The 21,350-nt window shown below is 71.4% G+C and carries 22 protein-coding genes; 12 read left to right on the forward strand and 10 right to left on the reverse strand.

Going from position 1 to position 21,350, the window contains the following annotated elements; translation table 11 throughout:
- Positions 1-43 precede the first annotated feature (43 nt).
- On the reverse strand, positions 44-955 hold the full coding sequence (locus EDF48_RS18590; protein WP_165932470.1) for a LysR family transcriptional regulator: 912 nt from the start codon (positions 953-955) through the stop codon (positions 44-46).
- 48 nt (positions 956-1,003) lie between these two features.
- On the opposite strand from EDF48_RS18590, the gene EDF48_RS18595 reads away from it, so the two are divergent.
- On the forward strand, positions 1,004-2,287 hold the full coding sequence (locus tag EDF48_RS18595) for an MFS transporter (protein WP_131881930.1): 1,284 nt from the start codon (positions 1,004-1,006) through the stop codon (positions 2,285-2,287).
- Between the two features lie 131 nt (positions 2,288-2,418).
- Positions 2,419-3,024 carry a hypothetical protein gene (locus tag EDF48_RS18600; protein WP_131881932.1) on the forward strand — a complete coding sequence of 202 codons (606 nt, stop codon included), beginning with the start codon at positions 2,419-2,421 and terminating at the stop codon, positions 3,022-3,024.
- Between the two features lie 140 nt (positions 3,025-3,164).
- On the opposite strand, the gene EDF48_RS18605 is transcribed toward EDF48_RS18600, so the two are convergent.
- The gene (locus tag EDF48_RS18605) at positions 3,165-4,085 is read right to left on the reverse strand and encodes a cation diffusion facilitator family transporter (RefSeq protein WP_111086907.1); all 921 of its coding nucleotides are present in this window, start codon (positions 4,083-4,085) and stop codon (positions 3,165-3,167) included.
- A 47-nt stretch (positions 4,086-4,132) separates the two neighbouring features.
- On the opposite strand from EDF48_RS18605, the gene EDF48_RS18610 reads away from it, so the two are divergent.
- Entirely contained in the window at positions 4,133-4,687 is a 555-nt protein-coding gene (locus tag EDF48_RS18610; protein ID WP_131881934.1) for a DUF4166 domain-containing protein, read from the forward strand.
- 174 nt (positions 4,688-4,861) lie between these two features.
- Complete coding sequence (locus EDF48_RS18620) at positions 4,862-5,839, forward strand: DUF1731 domain-containing protein (protein WP_131881936.1); 978 nt, start codon at positions 4,862-4,864, stop codon at positions 5,837-5,839.
- On the opposite strand, the gene EDF48_RS18625 is transcribed toward EDF48_RS18620, so the two are convergent.
- Complete coding sequence (locus tag EDF48_RS18625) at positions 5,808-6,797, reverse strand: EamA family transporter (RefSeq protein ID WP_131881938.1); 990 nt, start codon at positions 6,795-6,797, stop codon at positions 5,808-5,810. The two genes, EDF48_RS18620 and EDF48_RS18625, sit on opposite strands and share 32 nt — an antisense overlap.
- 71 nt (positions 6,798-6,868) lie before the next feature.
- Between EDF48_RS18625 and EDF48_RS18630 the strand changes: the two genes are divergently transcribed.
- A complete protein-coding gene (locus tag EDF48_RS18630; RefSeq protein WP_131881940.1) occupies positions 6,869-7,783 on the forward strand; it encodes a LysR family transcriptional regulator in 915 nt (304 codons plus the stop codon).
- An 86-nt stretch (positions 7,784-7,869) separates the two neighbouring features.
- On the opposite strand, the gene EDF48_RS18635 is transcribed toward EDF48_RS18630, so the two are convergent.
- The 5 genes from EDF48_RS18635 to EDF48_RS18655 all read right to left on the reverse strand — a co-directional run bounded on the left by EDF48_RS18635 (position 7,870) and on the right by EDF48_RS18655 (position 12,422).
- Positions 7,870-8,679, reverse strand: a complete 810-nt coding sequence (locus EDF48_RS18635) for a L,D-transpeptidase family protein (protein ID WP_243648943.1) — start codon at positions 8,677-8,679, stop codon at positions 7,870-7,872.
- A gap of 2 nt (positions 8,680-8,681) precedes the next feature.
- Positions 8,682-9,947 carry a hypothetical protein gene (locus EDF48_RS18640; protein WP_131881942.1) on the reverse strand — a complete coding sequence of 422 codons (1,266 nt, stop codon included), beginning with the start codon at positions 9,945-9,947 and terminating at the stop codon, positions 8,682-8,684.
- Positions 9,948-10,081: 134 nt separating this feature from the next.
- Positions 10,082-11,467 carry an adenylosuccinate lyase gene (gene purB, locus EDF48_RS18645; protein ID WP_123672158.1) on the reverse strand — a complete coding sequence of 462 codons (1,386 nt, stop codon included), beginning with the start codon at positions 11,465-11,467 and terminating at the stop codon, positions 10,082-10,084.
- The gene (locus tag EDF48_RS18650) at positions 11,464-11,976 is read right to left on the reverse strand and encodes a low molecular weight protein-tyrosine-phosphatase (protein ID WP_111087056.1); all 513 of its coding nucleotides are present in this window, start codon (positions 11,974-11,976) and stop codon (positions 11,464-11,466) included. The genes purB and EDF48_RS18650 overlap by 4 nt, the downstream gene beginning before the upstream one ends.
- 47 nt (positions 11,977-12,023) lie before the next feature.
- Positions 12,024-12,422, reverse strand: coding sequence for a phage holin family protein (locus EDF48_RS18655; RefSeq protein ID WP_123293450.1), 399 nt, complete (start codon positions 12,420-12,422; stop codon positions 12,024-12,026).
- A 50-nt stretch (positions 12,423-12,472) separates the two neighbouring features.
- Between EDF48_RS18655 and EDF48_RS18660 the strand changes: the two genes are divergently transcribed.
- From EDF48_RS18660 to EDF48_RS18685, 6 genes are all read left to right on the forward strand, one after another.
- On the forward strand, positions 12,473-13,552 hold the full coding sequence (locus EDF48_RS18660; protein WP_123293828.1) for a histidinol-phosphate transaminase: 1,080 nt from the start codon (positions 12,473-12,475) through the stop codon (positions 13,550-13,552).
- Between the two features lie 23 nt (positions 13,553-13,575).
- Positions 13,576-14,712, forward strand: a complete 1,137-nt coding sequence (locus tag EDF48_RS18665; RefSeq protein ID WP_111087051.1) for a thiamine pyrophosphate-dependent dehydrogenase E1 component subunit alpha — start codon at positions 13,576-13,578, stop codon at positions 14,710-14,712.
- Between the two features lie 86 nt (positions 14,713-14,798).
- Entirely contained in the window at positions 14,799-15,758 is a 960-nt protein-coding gene (locus EDF48_RS18670; protein ID WP_131881952.1) for an alpha-ketoacid dehydrogenase subunit beta, read from the forward strand.
- 46 nt (positions 15,759-15,804) lie between these two features.
- Positions 15,805-17,406, forward strand: coding sequence for a dihydrolipoamide acetyltransferase family protein (locus EDF48_RS18675; RefSeq protein ID WP_131881944.1), 1,602 nt, complete (start codon positions 15,805-15,807; stop codon positions 17,404-17,406).
- Between the two features lie 159 nt (positions 17,407-17,565).
- Complete coding sequence (locus EDF48_RS18680) at positions 17,566-18,147, forward strand: GNAT family N-acetyltransferase (protein ID WP_123293452.1); 582 nt, start codon at positions 17,566-17,568, stop codon at positions 18,145-18,147.
- 129 nt (positions 18,148-18,276) lie between these two features.
- A complete protein-coding gene (locus EDF48_RS18685) occupies positions 18,277-19,011 on the forward strand; it encodes a GntR family transcriptional regulator (protein ID WP_123293453.1) in 735 nt (244 codons plus the stop codon).
- Between the two features lie 87 nt (positions 19,012-19,098).
- Here the strand turns inward: EDF48_RS18685 and EDF48_RS18690 are convergent, their stop codons facing one another.
- A complete protein-coding gene (locus tag EDF48_RS18690; RefSeq protein ID WP_131881946.1) occupies positions 19,099-19,551 on the reverse strand; it encodes a glucose PTS transporter subunit IIA in 453 nt (150 codons plus the stop codon).
- Positions 19,548-19,784, reverse strand: a complete 237-nt coding sequence (locus tag EDF48_RS18695) for a PTS transporter subunit EIIB (RefSeq protein ID WP_071293232.1) — start codon at positions 19,782-19,784, stop codon at positions 19,548-19,550. The genes EDF48_RS18690 and EDF48_RS18695 overlap by 4 nt, the downstream gene beginning before the upstream one ends.
- Before the next feature lie 178 nt (positions 19,785-19,962).
- Between EDF48_RS18695 and EDF48_RS18700 the strand changes: the two genes are divergently transcribed.
- Positions 19,963-21,228 (forward strand): PTS transporter subunit EIIC, encoded by a 1,266-nt coding sequence (locus tag EDF48_RS18700; protein WP_123672150.1) that lies wholly within the window; start codon positions 19,963-19,965, stop codon positions 21,226-21,228.
- Positions 21,229-21,350 lie beyond the last annotated feature (122 nt).

Below are 21,350 nucleotides of genomic sequence, written 5' to 3' on the forward strand. Positions count from 1 at the left end.
CGCGCCTCCCGTCCGTCGGTGGGACCCACCAACCGGCGCCGCGTCACACGACGCGCGCCGCGACGAGGTCGCGTGCGAGCGTCCGGACGGCACGGTTCGGCTCCGGACTCGTGCGGATCGCCAGGCCGATTCGGAGTGGTTCGATCGCGTCCTCGAGCTCGAGGACCGCGCCGTCGTGCCGCACCCCGGAGTCCGGCACGACCCCGACCCCCAGCCCCGCCGAAGCGAACCGGATCACCGCGGGCATGTCGTTCATCTCGGCGACGATCCGCCGCCGGATCCCGAGCCGCTCGAGTGCGCCGTCCAGGATGATCCGGTTGCCGAACCCGTGCGCGGTATCGACGAAGGGCTCGTCCGCGAGCTCGGCGAGCGACACCGAGGCGCGCCCCGCCAACGGGTGGTCCGACGCCGTGAAGACTCGGAACGGCATCTCGCGCAACGGTTCGACCACCACTCCCGCCGGCACCGTCGGCAGCCCCGTGTACGCGAGGTCGAGGCGCCCGGCGACGAGGTCCTGCACGAGCCCGGTCGTGCCGGACGGCGAGGTCATCAGCTCCACGGTGACGAGCGGGTGCCGCCGCCGGAACCGCTGCAGCACGCCGGTCAGGTCGACGATGTCCATGCTCGTGAAGATGCCGAGCCGCACCCGTCCGCGCAGGTCGGCGTCGTCCACGGTCGCCAGGTCGCGCATCCGGTCGAGCGACTCCAGCACGGCGCGGGCGTGGGGGAGCAGGTCCTCGCCGGCGGTCGTGAGCACGAGGTGCCGTCCGGTGCGGTCGAACAGCCGCACGCCGAAGGTCCGCTCGAGCGAGGCGATCCCGGCCGACACCGTGGACTGCGCCGCCCAGAGCCGTTCGGCCGCGCGGGTCACGCTGCCCTCGGCGGCGACGGTCACGAACTGTTCGAGCAGGCGGGTCTCCATCTCCCCATCATCGATCCGATCGATGGGCGGCATCAAGAGCATCCGTTGGACTCGATGCTCGGCGCGCGCGATCATCGGAGCATGTCAACCGTGACCGACACCCCGACGGGCGCTCTCCCCGCCACCCCAAGCGCTCCCGCGAGCGACCGCGTCCCGGCCCCGCGCGGTCGTCGTTCGCACACCCGTCGGCGCCACGGCTTCGGCTTCTGGGCCGTCGCCTTCGCGTTCCTGTCGGTGATGGCCTTCGCGACCGTCCCCGCACCGCTCTACGTCATCTACCAGGCACGGGACGGCTTCCCGACGTTCACCACCACGATCATCTTCGCCGCGTACGGCGTCGGGGTCGTCGGGTCCCTGTACCTGGCCGGGCACCTCAGCGACGTGCACGGGCGGAAGCCGCTCATCCTCGTGTCGATCGCGCTCGAGCTCGTCGCTGCCGTGCTGTTCCTGGTCTGGAACGACGTCACCGGCCTGATCGTCGCTCGCCTGGTGACCGGCCTCGGCGTCGGCACGCTCACCGCCACGGCGACCGCCCACCTCGGTGAGCTGCGGGTCCGTGCGACCGGTTCGTCCGACTCGGCGAAGGGCGCGAGCGTCGCCGCCGGTGCCGTGAACCTCGGCGGGCTGTCGCTCGGCGCCCTCGTCGGCGGGGCGCTCGCCGAGTTCGTCGGAGCGCCGCTCATGGTGCCGTACGTCGTCTTCGTCGTCGCGCTGACCGTGGCCTTCGTGCTCGTCCTCGTGGTGCCGGAGACCGTCGCCCGCCCCGAGACCCGCGTGCCCTACCGCCCGCAGCGCATGCAGGCGCCGGAGGGCAAGGCCGCCGCGTTCTGGGCAGCCGGTGCCGCAGCGTTCGCGGCCCTCGCGGTCCAGGGGCTCTTCACCTCGGTCGCCCCGACGTTCCTCGGCACCACCTTCCACGTCACCGACCGGCTGGCGGCCGGTGCGACGACCTTCGGGGTGTTCGCCGCGAGTGCGGTCTCGCAGATCGTGTTCGCCCGGCTGACGCAGCGCACCCAGATCCGACTCGGCATGGTGCTCCTGGTCGGCGGTCTGGCGGTGCTCGCCGTCGCCGCGGTCCTGCTGCAGGTCGCCGGCTTCATCGGCGGTGGCGTCGTGGCGGGCGCCGGGGTCGGGCTGCTCTTCCGGGCCAGCATCGCGAGTGCCGGAGCCCTGGTCGGTCCCGAGCGTCGGGGCGGGGTGCTCGCGGCCACGTTCCTCATCGCGTACGCCGGGCTGACGGTGCCGGTCGTGGCCGTCGGGGCGGCGCTCCTGGTGATCCCGACCCTGCCCGTCCTGATCGGGTACGTGGTGCTCGTCGCCGTCCTGGCCGTCGTCGCCGGCACCCGACTGGCCGCGCGCGCCTGACGCGGGGCGGGCCTCCCGTCCGCCCGTCGCATCCCGGAACCAGGTTCCGGACACCGCACCACGCGATCGCGCGGTGTCGTGTCCGGAACCTGGTTCCGTCGTCAGGGGCGCACTCCCGGCATACTGGGCGCGTGCCCCAGAACCGCAACCGTCCCGTGATCACGGGGATCGCGGCCGTGGTGGCCGCCGGTCTCCTCGCCGGCGGGCTGTTCCTGACGGCGCGGCAGGGCGCGGACGACCCGACCATCGGCGCCGGATCGAGCTCCGGGGCGCCGAGCGACGCTGCGACCGCCTCCGGCGACGGCACCGTCACGATCACCCGCACCGGGCCGGACCTGCCCGGCGACACCACCCTGGCGCGGTGCGACTCCACGACCCAGGCGGCCGTCGCCCAGTACGACACCGCGGCGCTCGGCCGGGTCACCCTGCAGTGCGGCACCTCGGCACAGGGCTACGAGCACATCCGGCAGCGGCACACCGCCGACTGGCAGGGAGTCGTCGCGGGCCACGGTTCCCGCGACTGGGACGACGCGATGCTCACTGCCGTGCAGACGGCGCTGGTGTCGCCGCGAGCAGGGTTCCCGGTCGACGCCGGCGACGGCAAGGTCTGCTACGCGGCGCCGGTGCGGTTCGACGACGGGTCGCGCCCGGAGGCGGACCCGTTCGTGAAGGTCATCGTCTCCGCCACCACCGACCGCGTCATCACGGCGTACCCGACGCGCACCGACGACTGCTGACGCGGGCGGGGGCGCGGTCGAGGTCGCGGGCGTGAGTGCTTGCGTGCGCATCTTCCGACAGAACATGCGTCGATCGACTCGAGCACCGTCGCAGAACGGGTGTGGCCCGCCGCACCAGCGACGGACCCGCGCCAGCACCCCTACGCGTGCACCTCGTGCTCGTGCCGCCGGTGCGACGCGGGCTCCAGCTGGAAGGTCGAGTGCTCCACGGGCACGTCGAAGTGCTCCGCCACGCACTGCTGCAGCTCGTCGAGGATCCGCGGAGCGTGCGCCGTCGAGAAGCACTCGTCGTCCACCACCACGTGGGCGGTCAGGTTCGGGACCCCCGTCGCCACCAGGGTCGCGTGCAGGTCGTGCACGGCGATGACGTGCTCGAGCTCGAGGATGTGGCCCCGCACGTCGTCGAGGTCGAGCCCCGGCGGCGTGGACTCGAGCAGCACGTTCGCGGTCTCACGCAACAGCCGGATCGCCCGCGGCAGGATGAGCAGGCCGATGAGGATCGCAGCGACCGAGTCGGCACGCTCCCACCCGGTGAGCATGAGCACGACCGCGGCGGCGATGACGGCGACCGAGCCGAGGGTGTCGTTGAGGACCTCGAGCCGGGCGGCGCGCGAGGTGAAGCCCTCGCCCGAGGCCCGCAGCAGCACGCCGTAGGCCACCAGGTTGCCGACGAGTCCGATGATGCCGAACACGAGGAGCGGTCCGGAGTGGATCTCGGCGGGCACGAACAGCCGTTGGATCGCGGAGATGATCACGAAGACGCCGACCGCGAGCAGGATCGCCGCCTGGGCGGTGGCACCGAGCACCTCGGCGCGTTGGAAGCCCCACGTGCGCTGCGTCGTCGGGCTGCGGCGGGCGAGCCGCGTCGCGACGAGTCCGATGCCGAGCCCACCGGTGTCGACGACCATGTGCCCGGCATCGACCAGCAGCGCGAGGGAACCCGTGACGACGGCGCCGACGACCTCGGCCAGCAGGATCGTCGCCGAGATGCAGAACGCGATGAGCAGCGCGCGCTCGGACGCGTGCCCGTGCGAGTGCCCTGCTCCGTGGTCGTGACCCATGTGCCACATCGTAGGGATCGGCACCGACGACATGCCAGGATCGGGACGTGACCCGGTCGCCCTACGAGCTGTCCACACCATCCGACGTGCTGGCCCGGTTGCACCCGCGGCTGTCGGCGTACTTCGGCGCGATCCCGCCGGGCCACGTCGGCCGCGGTGAAGGGGTGTTCGACGTCGTCGGCACACCGCGCCGGTGGCTGTGGCCGCTGCTCGCCTGGTTCGCCCGCGATGCCGTCATGTTCCCGGTCTGGGAACGGGACGTCCCCTTCACGGTCGAGAACCGGCCGGCTCACGTCCGTCGTGGTCGTGCCGGACGGGAGGCTCACCCCGCTGTCCGCGCGCACCGCACCTTCCGGTTCCGCTCCGGCAGCCGCACGATGGTGGACGCCATCACCGCCGAACCGGACGGCCTGGTCGACCACCTCGGTCGCCACGGGCGCGTCAGCGCCCGGCTCCGGGCGGAGGTCGACGCGCACGGGCCGGACGCGGGCGCCCTGCGCCTGGTCTCCACGCGCGTGACGTTCCGTGCGCTGGGCCGCGAGGTGACCGGGCTCGCAGGCTCGCTCGGCGCGGCCCGCGCGCCGCTGGCGCGTCGCCGCTGAGCGGGCCGCGCCCGGCCGCCCTGTCACCACGTGTGACGCTCACAGAACGATTCGATGACGAAGCGGACCTGCAGCGCGTGTCCCTGGTGCTCTCGGCACCGGTGCTCGGCACGCTGTACCGGTACGAGGGGGCGTTCCGGTACGAGATCGCGCCGGACACAGGACGGGGATGAGATGAGCGACCAGAAGGGCCGCGTCGTGATCGCGGGAGCGAGCGGGTTCGTGGGGCAGTACCTGCGCGATGCCTTCACCGAAGAGGGCTACCAGGTCGTCACGGTCGGCCGGACCGGTGACGCGGTGTGGGGCAACACCCTGCGCATCCGCGAGCTCGTCGACGGTGCAGCCCTCGTCGTGAACATGGCGGGCAAGAGCGTCAACTGCCGGTACGGCCGCCGGAACCGCGCCGAGATCACGCGCTCCCGGGTGGACACCACGCTCGAGCTCGCCGAGGCCATCCGCACCGCCGAGCAGCCGCCACCGCTGTGGCTGAACGCCTCGACCGCGACGATCTACCGGCACGCCGACGACCGCCCACAGGACGAACTGACCGGCGAGCTCGGAGAGGGCTTCTCGGTCTCGGTGGCACGCGCGTGGGAGGACGCCTTCTTCGGCGCGGACCTGCCGTCGACCCGTCGGGTGGCACTCCGGATGGCGATCGTGTTCGGCGACGGCAGCGCACTCGTGCCGCTCCTCCGGCTGGCGCAGACGGGCCTCGGCGGGCCACAGTACGACGGCGCCTGGGTGCCGACCCGGTCCCGGCTGCGGGCGGGGACGTACCACCACCACCGACCGACCCGCGGCCGACAGCGGTTCAGCTGGGTGCACATCGCCGACGTGCTCGGCACGATCCGGTTCGTCCGCGACCACCCGGAGCTCGAGGGGCCGGTGAACGTGTCGAGCCCGAACCCGTCCGACAACCGGACCGTGATGGCGACGATCCGCGACGCCGTAGGCCGCCGGTTCGGACTGCCGACGCCGCGGTGGATGCTCGAGGTCGGCTCCTTCGCCATCCGCACCGAGACCGAACTGGTGCTCAAGAGCCGGTGGGTGGTGCCGACCCGGTTGACCCAGGCGGGTTACGAGTTCCGGTACCCGCACCTGCGCGGTGCGCTCGCCGGGATCATCGCGGAGCGTCGCCAGCACCGGGGCTGAGCGCCGGCACCGGGACCCCGTCGATCGGCGTCGGCACCAGGACCTCGGAAGGCGACGAGTGCGACGGACCCGACGCGCGTGCCGGTCGCGACGCGCGCGCCGGTCGCGACGACCACAGCACCGCCCCGACCACGACGGCGCCGGCGAGCACCTCGACCAGGTCGGGCACCTCGCCGAAGGCCGCCCACGACGCGAGCACACCGACGACCGGCACGAGCATCGAGAACGGGGCGACCGTGCTCGACGGGTAGGTCGCCATCAGTCGCGACCAGATCCCGTAGCCGACCAGGGTCGCGACGAGCACGATGTAGAGCAGGCCGAGGTCCGCCGGCAGGGCCTCGGTGGTGAAGGCCGTGCCGAGTGCGGCGCCGATGCGGTCCGGCCCCTCGACCACGAGCGACAGCACGGCCATCGGGATCGGCGGCACGACCGACCACCAGAGCGTCAGGTGCAGCGGGTTCGCGGCTCCTGCTCGTCGGGTCGCGACGTTGCCGATCGCCCACCCGAGCGCGCCGCACAGCGCCAGCACCACCGGCAGCAGGGCCGCCGTCTGCGAGCGGTGCAGGGCGATCAGGCCGAGGGCGGCGACTGCGATCGTCACGCCGATGACCTGTCGCCCGGTGAGTCGTTCGCGCAGGAACACCCCGGCGAGCACCACGGTGAACGGCGCCGAGGCCTGCAGCACGAGCGAGGCGAGCCCGGACGGCATCCCCGACGCCATGCTCAGGTACAGGAACGAGAACTGCAGCACCCCGAGCCCGAACCCGACGAGCAGCAGCCGTCCGAACGGGATCTTCGGCCGCGGCACGAACAGCAGCGTCGGGATCGCCAGGATCGTGAACCGCAGGGCCGCGAGCAGGAACGGCGGGAAGTGCTCGAGGGCGAGCGCGGTCGCGGGGAAGTTCAGGCCCCAGACGACGGCGACGACCAGGGCGAGGAGGCGGTCACGGGTGGTCATGCTCCGATCGTGACGGCTCCGAACGTGTAGGACCAGCGAATTGTTCGCAACCGACGTTGTAGCCTCCCTGCATGGTCGACTTCGACGTGCAGCTGCTCGCCGTTCTCCGCGAACTCGCCGAGCGCGGCAGCGTCACCGCCGTCGCCGAGGCCACGCACCGCACGCCCAGCGCGGTGTCGCAGCAGCTGCAAACGCTGCAGCGGCAGGTGGGCGTCCCGCTCGTCGAGCGCATCGGACGCGGCGTCCGGCTCACTGCCGACGGCGAGGTGCTGGCCGGCCTGTCCGCCGGCGTCGCCACAGCGATCGCCCGGGTCGACGCCGCGTGGCAGGAGCATCTGGGTGGCGCGACGGGCCGCGTCGACCTCGCGATCTTCCCGTCGGCGGCCGAACTGCTGCTGCCCGGAGTCCTCACCAGGATGCGCGCGCACCCCGGTATCGAGCTGACCCTCGTCGACGTGGACGTCAGCGAGGGGGAGTTCGCACCCCTGGCCGCCGACCACGACGTCGTCGTCGGACACCGGTCGGACGGGGTGCGGCTGGCGGACCAGGGATCGGTGGAGACCGTGCCGCTCCTGCGCGAACCGCTCGACGTCGCGGTGCCGCCGGGGCACCGGCTCGCCGGTCGCGAGCGGGTCGGGATCGACGAGGTCGTCGGCGAGACGTGGATCGGCGTGCCCGAGGGCTACCCGATCGACCGGGTCCTGCAGGCGATGGCCGCGGCGTCGGACGCCCCGCCGAGCGTCGCCTTCCGGACGATCCACCTGCCCGTCATCGAGAACCTGGTCGCAGCGGGCCACGGCGTCGCGCTCGTGCCGCGGTACACCTCGGGCACCCGGGCGTCCGGCCGGTTCCACCTGGCCGAGCTGGCCGACGTGCGTGCGGGTCGCCGGATCGAGGCGCTGGTCCGCCCCGACCGTGCGGTCCGCCCCGTGGTGCGCACCGTCCTGGAGGCGCTGGTCGCCGAGGCCCTGGACGTCACCACCTGAGACGGTCGCGCCCACTGCCGGGCGCACGCCGTGCCTCCAGTCCGGGTGTGCACCACGGCAGACCCGCTCCGTGCGCGGAAACGCGCTCAGCGCACCTGGAACGGTGTGCCGAGCGGCAGGAGCTCGGCCAGGGCGCTGATGTCGGCGTTGTGCATGCGGATGCAGCCGTGCGAGGCAGCGGTCCCGATGCTCGAGCTGTCGTCGGTGCCGTGCAGGCCGATCTGGCCCGGGCCGCCGCCGAACGAGTTGAGGACGTCCGAGAACGCCGTCGTGCCGTACGCGTACGGGCCGTAGCCGCTGTTCGTCGGGGCGAGCAGCTCGGTCAGGGCGAAGCGGCCGGTCGGTGACGGGGTGCCGCCGGTGCCGGTCGCGACGGGGTAGCTGTCGACGACCTTGCCGTCCTTGTACAGGTCGAGCGTGTTCTCCGCGCGGGTGACCACGATGGCGTACGGGTCCTCGGTGAGGGCGACCGCGCTCGTCGGGACCCACCCGGTGCTGCCGTTCGGACGCTTTGCGAGCTGCACCTGCGCCCAGCCGTCCCGCTGGTCGACCACACGGAAGACGAGTGGTGCGCCGGACTGCTGCGGGTTCGACAGGGTGGTCGTGGCCGCGCCACCGGGCGTACGGCTGACCGGCACGCTGTCACCGCGGACGGCCGCGACGGTCGTGCTCGCGGGCGCGTCGACCGCATCGGTGGGGCCTGCGGAGCGCGTCGGGCCCGGTGTCGCCGTGGGGGTCGGCGTCGCGCTCGCGGCGACGGACCGTGTCGGGGTCGGCGCGGGGGCCGCCGACAGGGGGCCGAGGGCGACGAACGCCACCGCCCCGGCGCAGACGACGGCCACGGCGGCGGCGATCAGTGTCGCGCGCCGCCGTGGCTCGGTCGGGAGGATCGGCAAGATCAGCCCGTGAAGGTCGCCGTTCCGGGCACCGGCACGGCGACCGGCGCCGTGGCCGCGTCGGCCGTCACGGTGAGGGTCGTCGCGGCCGTCTGCCCCGACGACAGGCCGACGAGACCGAGCACGTAGGTGCCGGCCGAGTCGACGAGGTCGGCGGGCAGGACGATGGTCCCGGAGACGTTGCCTTCAGCGTCGGCGCGGAACTGGACGCCGGGGATCGCGACGGCGTCGGCTGCGTCGCCGACGGCAGCGGTGACGACCTCGTTCGGGGCGAAGCCCGAGCCCTGCACGCGGACACCGGTGGTGGTGGCCTCGGTCAGCGTGGCGGAGGTGGTGAGCAGACGTGCTGCCGCGGTGGGCTGCGGCGTGAAGTACGTCGTGGTGTCGTCGATGCGCAGGGCCGAGATCGAACCGCTGGCGTCGGCGGCGAGGGCCTGGGCGTCGGACTCGAGCGGCGAGGCGAGGCTCTTCAGCTCGCCGCCGGGGGCGGTGGTCGCGTCAGGAGCCTCGGTGGTCGGCGGCGTCGGGGCGGTCGTCGGCGTCTCGGTGGGCGCGGGGGTCTCGGTCGGAGCCGGGGTCTCGGTCGGGGCGGGCGTCTCGGTCGGGGCCGGCGTCTCGGTCGGTTCGTCGGTCGCGGGCGGTCCGGGGACCTCGGCGGTGATGTCGATGCCGACGTAGACGACGTAGCCGACGACCTCGGCGTCTGCTGCCTTCAGGTCGGTGGCGAGCTTCGAGGTCGACTCGACCTCGCCGGTGGCGGGGTCGATCCACCGGGTGAGGCCGTCGCTGACACCGTCGGTGTTGCGGGCGTCGGTGGCGAAGACGACGGTCTGGGCGCTGGTGTCGCCGCCCTCCTGGATCGCGAGGCCGAAGCTCGTCGCCCCGGTCGTCGTGGTGCTGAGGCCGGAGGCGAGCGCCCCGACCTCGCCGCCGGGCACCGGCTTCGTCAGGCCGCGGACCAGGCCGACGGCCTCGCCGTCGGAGACCGACAGGCCGTCCTCGTCGAGCGTCGCGAAGTCGGTGATCTCCCCGCCGGCGGTCGGGTCGGACAGCGCCGCCCAGTACCACTTGTCGTTCAGCGGGACGGTGCCCTCGGGTGCCGCAGTGAAGTCGGCGGCCGAGTCGGTCCAGGTCACGATCGCCGACGCGGCGGTGGTCGTCTGGTTCGCGGTGGAGACGGTGGGGACGACCGCAGCGGTGACGCCGAGCACGGTGGCGCCGACGGCGGCCGCGGTGATGCGGGAACGAAGCACGGTGTGGAGATCCATCCGGTCAGAGGACAGGGGTCGTCCTCTGTGACGCCCCCGTGCTGAGACGATGCTCAGCGGAACGAACCTACCGACTTCATGAGGATTCCGCACCCCTTTGGAGCACAGTGTTCACATCGTGCAGGTGAACAGCGTCAGACGTCGAGGTGGTCGACCAGCTCGTCCGCCAGGCCCGTGTACGTCGCCGGCGTCAGGTTCGTCAGCCGGGCCTTCGCACCGTCCGAGATGTCCAGACCGTTCACGAACACGATGAGGTCCTGCTGGGTCACCCGCTTGCCGCGGGTGAGGTCCTTGAGCATCGCGTAGGGGTCCTCGATGTTCGACTGCCCGGCGGTGACCTCGGCACGGATGACCGTCTGGATCGCCTCGGCGAGGACCTCCCAGTTGTGGTCCAGGTCGTCGGCGAGCTTGGCCTCGTTCACCGAGATCTCGCCCAGGCCGCGGCGCAGGTTGTCGAGCGCGAGCAGCGAGTGCCCGAACGCGACGCCGATGTTCCGCTGCGTGGTCGAGTCGGTCAGGTCGCGCTGCAGACGGCTCGTCACGAGGGTCTCGGACAGGGTGGAGAACAGCGCCGACGAGATCTCGAGGTTCGCCTCGGCGTTCTCGAACTTGATCGGGTTGATCTTGTGCGGCATCGTCGACGACCCGGTGGCACCGGCGACCGGGATCTGCGTGAAGTACCCCATCGAGATGTAGGTCCACACGTCGGTCGCCAGGTTGTGCAGGATGCGGTTGGCGTGCCGGATCCGGTCGTACAGCTCGGCCTGCCAGTCGTGCGACTCGATCTGCGTGGTGAGCGGGTTCCAGGTCAGCCCGAGGCCCTCGACGAACTCGCGCGACAGCGTCGGCCAGTCGGCCTCGGGGTCGGCGGCGAGGTGGGCCGAGAAGGTGCCGGTCGCGCCGGAGAACTTGCCGAGGTACTCGCCGCCCTCGATCTGGGCCAGGACGCGCTCGAGCCGGTAGACCACGACCGCGAGCTCCTTGCCGAGCGTCGACGGGGTCGCGGGCTGCCCGTGCGTGTGCGAGAGCATCGGGACGGCGCGCAGCTCGACCGCGAGGGTCCGCAGCTTCTCGAGCACGGCACGGTACGCCGGCAGCCAGACCTGGTCGACGGTGTCGCGCACGGTCAGGGCGTAGGACAGGTTGTTGACGTCCTCGCTCGTGGCGGCGAAGTGGGTGAGCTCGGCGATCGCGTCCAGCCCGAGCTCCGAGAGCCGGCGGCGGACGAAGTACTCGACGGCCTTGACGTCGTGGCGGGTCGTCGCCTCGATCTCGGCGAGTTCGGCGATCTGGTCGTGGCCGAAGGTCTCGACGATGCGCCGGAGCGCGGCCTTGTCGTCGACGCTGAGCGGCGAGGTGGTGAACATCGCGTGGTCGGTCAGGAAGACCAGCCACTCGACCTCGACCACGATGCGCGCACGGTTGAGTCCGGCCTCGGAGAGGTGCTCGCCCACCGTGTGCACGATCGGGTAGTAGCGCCCGTCGAGCGGGCTGATCGGCTGCGGGGGAAGGGGGGTCATGGGGCTCCCTGACGGACGGCCGGCTCGAGCTGGTGGAAGAGCGCCCGGCAGGCCCGTTCGACGGTCGAGAGCACTCGGTCGAACTCGTGCCGGTCCGCGTAGTACGGGTCCGGCACGTCGGTCTGCTGGGGCCAGGCGTCGTCGTACCGCAGCAGGAGCGTCACCTTGGCGGAGTCGTCCATGGTCGGTGCCCACGATCGCAGGACGCGTTCGTGGGAGCGGTCGAGTGCGACCACCAGATCGAGGTCCGGGAACCGGTCCGGGTCGAACTGACGGGCGCGATGCCTGCTGCCATCGTATCCGCGTGCCGCGAGGGCTGCGATCGTGCGCTCGTCGGCCGGTTCGCCGACGTGCCAGTCACCGGTGCCTGCTGACTCGACGTGGAAGCGGTCGGCGAGCCCGGCGTCCGCGGCGATCTGCGCGAAGACCACGCCGGCCATCGGGGACCGGCAGATGTTGCCACTGCAGACGAACGAGACGCGGAACGGGGCGTCGACGTCCGGGGCCATGGTCACATCATGACGCAGGGAGGGTTCCTCCGCGAGGTCCGTCCGCGTCACGCCCGCTGGCGGTTCAGCACCGGACGGACGAACAGCCCGATCAGCCAGGCGAAGACGGCGAGCACGAAGGCGCCGACGATGCCCCAGCCGAACGACTCGACCTCGAGCCCGAAGCCGAACGCGTCCGAGATGCCCGCGACGATGAGCAGCAGGACCGCGTTCACGATGAAGGAGATCAGCCCGAGGGTCAGGATGTAGATCGGGAACGCCACGATCCGGATCAGCGTGCCGATCACGGCGTTGACGAGCCCGAACACGAAGGCCACGAGCAGGTAGGTGAGCACAGTCGCCGTGGTCCCGCCGTCGCCGAACGCGGTGACGGAGACGCCGCTGACGATGAGCGTGGTGAGCCAGAGGGCCACGGCGTTGACGACGAGGCGGACGAGGAATCGCATGCACCCATGATGCCCTCCGGTCCCCGCGCACGTGCCGGTAACCTGAACCGGTGACTGACGAGCGTGTGCACATCCGGCCGGAGATCGCCGTCCTCCCCGCCTACAAGCAGGGACGCCAGGCCGCCGACGACGCCTTCAAGCTGTCGAGCAACGAGAACCCGTTCCCCCCGCTCCCCGGGGTGGTCCAGGCCGTGCAGGCGCAGACCGCGTTCAACCGCTACCCCGACGCCACCGCCCTGGCCGTGCGCGCCGCGCTCGCGAACCGCTTCGGGCTGACCGCCGACGAGGTGCACGTCGCCCCCGGCAGCGTCGCGATCCTGCACGAGCTCGCCCGTGCGACCTCCGGTCCGGGCGACGAGATCGTCTACGCCTGGCGGTCGTTCGAGGCCTACCCCGGCGTCGTCACCGTCGCGGGCGCCACGAGCGTGCAGGTGCCGAACCGGCCGGACGGCGGCCACGACCTCGATGCGATGGCCGCCGCCGTCACCGACCGCACCCGCATGGTGATCGTATGCACGCCGAACAACCCGACCGGCCCGATCGTGACCGAGTCCGAGTTCGCGTCCTTCATGGCCGCGGTGCCGCAGTCCGTGCTGGTCGTGCTCGACGAGGCATACGCCGAGTTCGCCACCGACGAGGCCGCCGTGCACGGGCACCCGTTGCTGGCCCGCTACCCGAACCTGGTCGTCCTCCGGACCTTCTCGAAGGCGTACGGTCTCGCCGGGCTGCGCGTCGGCTACGCCCTCGGCCCGGTGTACGTGCTCGAGGCGGTCCGCGCGTGCGCGATCCCCCTCTCCGTCACGGCCCAGGGGCAGGCGGCCGCACTGGCCAGCCTGGAACGCGAGGGCGAACTGCTCGAGCGGGTCTCCGAGATCGCCGCGCTGCGGGACCGCATCGTCACCGAGCTGCGCGAGCAGGGGTGGGCCGTGCCGGACGCCCAGGGCAACTTCGTCTGGCTGCCGACGGGGGACCGCACGGTCGCCGCGGCCGCCGCCTTCGAGGAGGCCGGCATCATCGTGCGGGCCTTCCCGCCGGAGGGCATCCGCATCTCGATCGGCGAGCACGAGGCTGTGGAAACGCTCCTCGAAACGGCCCGCTCGCTTGTGGGGGACCTCCAGGTGGCCGACTGATGCCTGCCGCTACGCTGGCCCGCATGTCATTCCGCGCCGCGGCTCCCGCGACGACCACCGTCCGGCTCCTCGACCCCGAGGGTCGGTTCGTGGAGTCCGACGAGAACGCCGAGTTCGCCGCCGCCGCGCGGGCGATCCCCGATGAGACCCTGCTGGCGATGCACCGCCGCATGGTCCTCACCCGACGGTTCGACCACGCCGGCCACAACCTGCAGCGGACCGGCCAGCTCGGCCTCTGGGTCCCGAGCCACGGGCAGGAAGCGGCGCAGACCGGTTCCGCCTTCGCCCTGCGCGCCCAGGACCACGTCTTCCCCTCATACCGCGAGCACGCCGTCACGATGCAGCGCGGTGTCGAGCCGATGGAGATCATCGCGATGTACCGCGGGCAGACCCACGGTGGATGGGACCCGGACCAGCGCGGCAACACGCACATCTCCACCCTGGTGATCGGTTCGCAGACCCTGCACGCCACGGGCTACGCGCTCGGTCAGAAGCTCGACGGCGACGTCGGCACGGGCGACCCCGACCGTGACGCGTGCTCCATCGTCTACTTCGGCGACGGCGCGACGAGCCAGGGCGACGTGAACGAGGCGTACGTGTTCTCGGCGTCGACCAAGGCCCCCGTCGTCTTCTTCCTGCAGAACAACCACTGGGCCATCTCGGTGCCGGTGTCGGTGCAGTCCCCGACGCCGCTCGTCGACCGTCCCCGCGGCTTCGGGATCCCGAGCGTCCTGATCGACGGCAACGACATCCTCGCCTCGTACACGGCCTCGGTCGTCGCCACCGACCACGCCCGCAGCGGCCAGGGTCCGGCCTTCATCGAGGCCGACACGTACCGCATCGGCGCGCACACGAGCTCGGACGACCCGAGCCGCTACCGCGCGGACGGCGAGCTCGAGGACTGGGTCCGCCGCGACCCGATCGTCCGCTCCGAGGCGTACCTGCGCTCGAAGGGCGCGACGGACGAGCAGTTCGCCGCGTTTGACGAAGAGGGCGAGGACATCGCCGCCGACGTCCGCCGCCGCACCGTGGCGCTGACCCCGCCGTCCGTCGACGTCATGTTCGACAACGTCTACCGCGAGCCGCACCCGCTGGTCGCCGAGCAGAAGGCCTGGCTCGAACAGTACGAGGCCGGCTTCGAAGGGGGCGCCCACGCATGAGCACCACCGAGCAGCTCTTCGACTACACGCTGCGCTCCCACCCGGGCGCTGGCGAGGTCCCGAGCGACCCCACCCCGACCCTGCCGATGGCGAAGGCCCTCAACGCCGGGCTCGCTGCGGCGATGCAGGCGGACGACAAGGTCCTGCTGATGGGCGAGGACATCGGCCAGCTCGGCGGTGTCTTCCGCATCACCGAGGGCCTGCAGGACCGCTTCGGCAACGAGCGCGTGCGGGACACCCCGCTCGCCGAGGCCGGCATCATCGGCACCGCGATCGGCCTCGCCCTGCGCGGCTACCGCCCGGTCGTCGAGATCCAGTTCGACGGCTTCGTGTGGCCCGGCTTCGACCAGATCACCTCGCAGCTCGCGAAGATGGCGAACCGGCTGCCGGCGCACATGTCGCTGCCCGTCGTCATCCGCATCCCCTACGGCGGCCACATCGGCGCCGTGGAGCACCACCAGGAGTCGCCCGAGGCGTACTTCGCGCACACCCCCGGTCTGCGCGTGGTCAGCCCGAGCACCCCGAACGACGCCTACTGGATGATCCAAGAGGCCATCGCCTCGAAGGACCCGGTGATCTTCCTCGAGCCGAAGTCGCGCTACTGGCCCAAGGGCCAGGTCGACCTCGTCGACGGACACGTCCCGATGCACACCACGCGCGTGGCACGCACCGGCACCGAGGTCACCCTCGTCGGCCACGGTGCGATGGTCGCGACCCTCATGCAGGCCGCCGAGCTCGCCGAGTCCGAGGGCACGAGCTGCGAGGTCATCGACCTCCGCTCGATCTCGCCCATCGACTGGGACCCGATCCTCACCTCGGTCCGCAAGACCGGTCGCCTCGTCATCGCGCAAGAGGCGTCCGGCTTCGTCAGTGTCGGCAGCGAGATCGCCGCCACGGTCGCCGAGAAGGCGTTCTACACGATGCAGGCGCCGCCGCTGCGGGTGTCCGGGTTCGACATCCCGTTCCCGGTCTCGAAGCTGGAGCACCTGCACCTGCCGGACGCCGACCGCGTCCTCGAGGCCGTCGACCGCGCCCTCGCGTACTGATCCAGCTCGACTGACCCAACTCGTCCGAACGCCGAAGGAGCCGTAAGTGGCCGTCGCCGAATTCCCCCTGCCCGACGTGGGCGAAGGCCTCACCGAGGCCGAGATCGTGCAGTGGCGCGTCGCGATCGGGGACGAGATCACCGTCGACCAGGTCCTGGTCGAGATCGAGACCGCGAAGTCGCTCGTCGAGCTGCCGTCGCCGTTCGCCGGCACCGTCACGGGGCTGCTCGTGTCCGAGGGCGACACGGTCGAGGTCGGCAAGCCGATCATCCGTGTCGAGTCCGACGCGTCGGTCGCGTCCGGTGCGCCGGTCGCCGCTCCAGCTGCTCAGTCGGGAGGCCCGGCACCGGTCGCCGACAGCGTCCCGACCTCGCCCGTGGTCGCCCCGACCCCGCCGGCAGCGCCCGCCCCGGTGGCTCCGGTCGCGCAGACCCAGCCCGTCCCCGCGGCGGCCCCGGCGCCTGCTGCTGCACCTACTCCCGTCGTCGCTGCCGCGCCCACAGCTGCACCGGAAGCATCGGTGCAGCCCGTCGCCGACAGCGCCTCCGTCGTCGGGACGGACGAGTCCTCCGGCGCCGTCCTCGTCGGCTACGGCTCGGCGACCTCGTCGCCGTCGCGTCGCAAGCCGGGCGCCCGCCGGGCCGCAGCCCTCGCGGCCGAGGCGAGCCGTGCCTCCAGTGTGGATGCGCAAGCAGCGGCCGAAGCGGCCAGCGATCCCGGTGAGGACACCACCGCCGAGGCGATCGCCGGTCTGGCCTCCGCGCCCGCGCGCAAGCAGACCCTCGCGACCAACGTGCTCGCGAAGCCGCCGATCCGGAAGCTCGCGAAGGACCTCGGTGTCGAGCTGACCGAGATCGTCGCGACCGGGTTCGCCGGCGAGGTCACCCGCGACGACGTCATCCGGCACGCGAAGCAGGCCAGCGTCTTCCGCAACATCGAGACGCCCGAGTGGGGTGAGGTGCGCAGCGAGACGATCCCGGTCAAGGGCGTCCGCAAGGCCATCGCGACCGCGATGACCACCTCGGCGTTCACCGCACCGCACGTGTCGCTGTTCGTCGACGTCGACGCGACCCACACGATGGAGTTCGTCAAGCGGCTGAAGGCGTCGCCGACGTTCGCCGGCGTCAAGGTCTCGCCGCTGCTCATCGTGGCGAAGGCCGTCATCTGGGCCGTCCGCCGCAACCGTTCGGTGAACTCCACCTGGACCGATCGCGAGATCATCGTCCACCACTTCGTGAACCTCGGCATCGCCGCAGCGACCCCGCGCGGGCTCATCGTGCCGAACATCAAGGACGCGCAGGACATGTCGCTGCTCGAGCTGGCGCAGGCGCTCGAGGAACTCACCCTCACCGCCCGTGACGGCAAGACGACGCCGAAGCAGATGGCGAACGGCACGGTCTCGATCACGAACATCGGCGTGTTCGGCATGGACACCGGGACCCCGATCCTCAACCCGGGCGAGGTCGCCATCGTCGCCATGGGCACGATCAAGCCGAAGCCGTGGGTCGTCGACGGCGAGGTCCGGTCGCGAATGGTGACGACCATCGGCGCCTCGTTCGACCACCGCGTCGTCGACGGCGACGTTGCATCGCGGTTCGTGCACGACGTGGCCTCGGTGCTCGAGGAGCCGGCGCTCCTGCTCGACTGAGTGGCGTTCAGGGGCCGGCGCGTCGGTCGTTCCGCTTCGTGAGCAGAAATGGTCGGGTGGCTTCGAGCCACTCGACCATTTCTGCTCACCATCTGCGGCCTTCCGCAATCGTCGCGTGGTGTTCACACGGATGTCGGTGGTGCGGGGGATGATCGGGGCATGGTCCACCAGCTCCTGACCCCCTCGCAGGAGATCCGAACGGATCGCCTCCTGCTCACCCCGCTCACGCCGGCCGACATCGACGACGTGCACGCGGTGTTCGCCGACGCCCGCACCTGGCAGCACCTGCCGAGCGGACGGCACGTCGCCCGGAGCTCGAGCGTGGACCTGGTGCAGCGGAAGATCGGTGGTCGGGCCCGACACGGACTCGGTTCGTGGGCCGTCCGCACGGCTGCAGACCACGCGTTCGTCGGGGTCGGCGGGGTCGACATGACCGCCGGTGGGGTCTGGAACCTCGGGTACCGGTTGGCTCCCGCGGCCTGGGGGCAGGGCTTCGCGTCCGAGATCGCCCTCGCTGCCGTGCGAGCCGCCGGCGAGACCGCGCCGGACGTCCCCGTGACGGGTCGCGTGCTCACGAACAACCCCGCGTCCGCCGCGGTGCTCCGTCGTGCCGGGCTGTCACTCGTGTGGCAGGGGGCTCCCGGGGTGCAGACGTCGTCCGCCGCGGGGGTCGAGGGGCAGGTCTGGACCGACCGGCTGCTCTCCGACGAACAGTTCGCCTGGCTCGTCCGCAACGCCTGAACCCTCCCGCCGGTCCACGCGGAACGTCACGCACGTTGGCGTTCCGAGGTCGACTCGCTACTGTGATGGGAACTGGTCATGTCCGCGCATGACCACCACCCAGGACCAGCAACGGAGCACGAGGGACGCATGACGAGCCGCATCACCGAGGGTGCCGAACCGAAGCACCAGCAGCTGCGGCGCATCCTGCTCGACCTCGCCACCGCGCGCCTGGCCCCCGGCGCCGCGATCCCGTCCGAACGCCAGCTCATCGCCGAGTACGGCGTCTCACGGATCACCGTGCGCGAAGCACTCGGGCAGCTCGTCAACGAGGGCTACCTCGAGCGCGTGCGCGGCAAGGGCACGTTCGTGGCGCACCGCCCCGTGCAGTCGACGCTGCACCTCGCGTCGTTCACCGAGGAGATGCGCGCGATGGGCCACGTCCCGACCACGGTTGTGCTGGTGCGCGAGGAACGTGTGCCGCCGAGTGACACCGTGGCGGCGCTGCGGCTCGACGCCGAGGTGTCGGCCTTCCACGTGAAGCGACTCCGGATGGCGGACGGCGCTCCGGTGTCGATCGACGACGCCTGGCTCGTGGCCGATGCGTTCCCGGGGCTGCTCGACCACGACCTGTCCGGGTCGGTGTACTCGATCATCGCGAACGAGTACGGCACCCCGATCGACCGGGCACAGCAGACGGTGGCCGCGAACCCGGCCGCCGACGACGTCGCGACCCTGCTCGGCACGAAGACCGGTGCTCCGGTGCTCGAGTTCGACCGGGTGTCGTACGCGGGGGAGCGCCCCGTGGAGCACACCCGCAGTTGGTACCGCTCGGACCGCTACCGCGTGCAGATGGAGGTCACCGCGACCCCGGCGGTCGCGTAGTCCGGCACGAACGCGAAAGCGACTCTGTGCTGCGAACGTTCCGCAGCACAGAGTCGCTTCGGCAAGGAAGAACCGGGGTGGCCCGCGTCAGACCTCGAACAGGGTGTCGCCGTCGAGCACCGAGGTGCCCACCGTGCCCTGGTCGACGGTGTCCGGCGCGGAGCCGAGCACCACGACCGGGCAGATCGGCGAGTAGCCGGCGGCCGAGATCACCGAGGGGGTGAACCGGACGACGGGGTCGCCGGCCGTGACCGTCGAGCCCTCGGTGGCGAGGAGCTCGAAACCCTCGCCCGACAGCTTCACGGTGTCGATGCCGACGTGCACGAGGACGTCCGTGCCTCCCGAGCCCTGCAGCGCGAACGCGTGCGGGTGCAGCTTCACGATGGTGCCGTCGACCGGGGCCACCGCGGTGACCGCGCCCTCGACGCCCGTCGGGTCGACGGCCACGCCGGCGCCGACGAGCTGGCCGGCGAACACCGGGTCCGGCACGTCAGCGAGGGCGACGACCGGGCCGGCGAAGGGCGTGCGGACCGCCGTCACAGTTCGTCCTGGATGTCCTGCGCGAGGTTGTCGGCGATGGTGCCGACGATGACCTGCCAGCCGGTGCCGCCGCCGACGACGGCCTGGGCGCCCGCAGCCTGCAGCGCGGCCTTGTCGACGAGGTCGCCGTCCTCCACCTCGACACGGAGGCGCGTGATGCAGCCCTCGACCTCTTCGATGTTGTCGGCACCGCCGAGCGCGGCGATGATGTCGGCTGCCTTGATGTCGGCCATCGTTTCCTCCTCGTTAAGGGTTTTCGTACCAGGTTGACACGGGACCGGTCTCGGTTCAGACTACGGAACTGGTCATGACCGGACAGGACCGGACCTGGCGACACCGCCGAGGTTACCTGCGCTGGCTGCACGACTCAACTCACCCCGACAGCTCCACCCAATGACGAGAGGACCTCCGATGAGCGCCACCACTGCCACGGACGTGCCGGAGAAGAAGAAGCCGAAGAAGCAGTCCCGGCTGTTCGCGCAAGCCCAGCGCCTCGGACGGAGCCTGCTCCTGCCGATCGCGGTCATGCCCGCCGCGGGCATCCTGCTGCGCCTCGGCCAGTCCGACATGCTCGGCGCGATCCCCGGCTTCGAGCAGGGCGCGACGATCATCGCCGCCGCGGGCAACGGTGTGTTCACCTGGCTGCCGCTGCTCTTCGCGGTCGGCATCGCGATCGGGTGGGCGAAGAAGTCGGACGGCACGACCGCGCTCGCGGCCGTCGTCGGCTACATGGTCATGTACCAGGTGTTCGCGGCGATGTCGCCGATCGTCCTTGCCGGGGTGAAGGACGCCAACGGCGACCAGGCCACCATCAACTTCGGTGTCCTCGGCGGCATCGTGATGGGCCTCGTCTCGGCGGTCATGTGGGAGAAGTTCCACCGCACGAAGATGCCCGACTTCCTCGGGTTCTTCTCCGGCCGTCGCCTCGTCCCGATCCTGACCGCGGTCGCTGGTCTGGTCATCGCCGTCCTGATGTCCTTCGTGTACCGCTACTTCGACATCGCGCTGACCGCCGCCGGCCAGGCCGTCGCCGACAACGCCGTCATCGGTGGCGGCATCTTCGGGTTCGTCAACCGCATGCTCATCCCGATCGGGCTGCACCAGCTGCTCAACTTCTTCCCGTGGTTCCAGCTCGGCAGCTTCACTTCGGGCGGGGTCACCTACCACGGCGACATCGCGCGCTTCCTCGCCGGTGACCCGACCGCTGGCATCTTCCAGGCCGGGTTCTTCCCGATCATGATGTTCGCGCTGCCGGCCGGTGCGCTCGCCATCTGGCGCAACGCCAAGCCGCAGAACCGCAAGCTCGTCGGCGGCATCATGCTCTCGGCCGCGCTCACCTCGTTCGTGACCGGCATCACCGAGCCGCTCGAGTACTCGTTCATGTTCGTGGCGTTCCCGCTGTACATCATCCACGCGGTGCTCACCGGGACCTCGCTGGCGCTGGTCAACGCCCTCGGGATCCACGACGGGTTCTCGTTCTCGGCCGGTGCGATCGACTACGTGCTGAACTTCGGCAAGGCGGACGGAGCGATCTGGCTCATCCCGATCGGCCTCGGCTACGCGGTCGTCTACTACTTCCTGTTCAGTTTCGTGATCAAGAAGTGGAACCTCCGCACGCCCGGGCGTGAAGAGGACACGATCGCCGAGAACACGATCGACGCGGCCACCAAGCCGTAGACGTCACCACGTGACGGACAGGAGGCGCGGTGCCAGTGAACTGGTCCCGGTTTGTTGGACCGTGAAGTCAGATTAGGCCGCGAGGGCGTGAGCTCGGTATTGAACCGGGCTCATGCCCTCGA

Source organism: Curtobacterium sp. PhB191, assembly GCF_004346515.1.
Lineage (GTDB): Bacteria > Actinomycetota > Actinomycetes > Actinomycetales > Microbacteriaceae > Curtobacterium.

Excerpts from the sequence above, each read along its gene's own strand:
- EDF48_RS18590 (WP_165932470.1), bottom strand. The coding sequence starts at position 955 with ATGCCGCCCATCGATCGGATCGATGATGGGGAGATGGAGACCCGCCTG.
- EDF48_RS18595 (WP_131881930.1), top strand. The coding sequence starts at position 1,004 with ATGTCAACCGTGACCGACACCCCGACGGGCGCTCTCCCCGCCACCCCA.
- EDF48_RS18605 (WP_111086907.1), bottom strand. The coding sequence starts at position 4,085 with ATGGGTCACGACCACGGAGCAGGGCACTCGCACGGGCACGCGTCCGAG.
- EDF48_RS18620 (WP_131881936.1), top strand. The coding sequence starts at position 4,862 with ATGAGCGACCAGAAGGGCCGCGTCGTGATCGCGGGAGCGAGCGGGTTC.
- EDF48_RS18625 (WP_131881938.1), bottom strand. The coding sequence starts at position 6,797 with ATGACCACCCGTGACCGCCTCCTCGCCCTGGTCGTCGCCGTCGTCTGG.
- EDF48_RS18630 (WP_131881940.1), top strand. The coding sequence starts at position 6,869 with ATGGTCGACTTCGACGTGCAGCTGCTCGCCGTTCTCCGCGAACTCGCC.
- EDF48_RS18640 (WP_131881942.1), bottom strand. The coding sequence starts at position 9,947 with ATGGATCTCCACACCGTGCTTCGTTCCCGCATCACCGCGGCCGCCGTC.
- purB (WP_123672158.1), bottom strand. The coding sequence starts at position 11,467 with ATGACCCCCCTTCCCCCGCAGCCGATCAGCCCGCTCGACGGGCGCTAC.
- EDF48_RS18650 (WP_111087056.1), bottom strand. The coding sequence starts at position 11,976 with ATGGCCCCGGACGTCGACGCCCCGTTCCGCGTCTCGTTCGTCTGCAGT.
- EDF48_RS18655 (WP_123293450.1), bottom strand. The coding sequence starts at position 12,422 with ATGCGATTCCTCGTCCGCCTCGTCGTCAACGCCGTGGCCCTCTGGCTC.
- EDF48_RS18665 (WP_111087051.1), top strand. The coding sequence starts at position 13,576 with ATGTCATTCCGCGCCGCGGCTCCCGCGACGACCACCGTCCGGCTCCTC.
- EDF48_RS18670 (WP_131881952.1), top strand. The coding sequence starts at position 14,799 with ATGGCGAAGGCCCTCAACGCCGGGCTCGCTGCGGCGATGCAGGCGGAC.
- EDF48_RS18680 (WP_123293452.1), top strand. The coding sequence starts at position 17,566 with ATGGTCCACCAGCTCCTGACCCCCTCGCAGGAGATCCGAACGGATCGC.
- EDF48_RS18685 (WP_123293453.1), top strand. The coding sequence starts at position 18,277 with ATGACGAGCCGCATCACCGAGGGTGCCGAACCGAAGCACCAGCAGCTG.
- EDF48_RS18695 (WP_071293232.1), bottom strand. The coding sequence starts at position 19,784 with ATGGCCGACATCAAGGCAGCCGACATCATCGCCGCGCTCGGCGGTGCC.
- EDF48_RS18700 (WP_123672150.1), top strand. The coding sequence starts at position 19,963 with ATGAGCGCCACCACTGCCACGGACGTGCCGGAGAAGAAGAAGCCGAAG.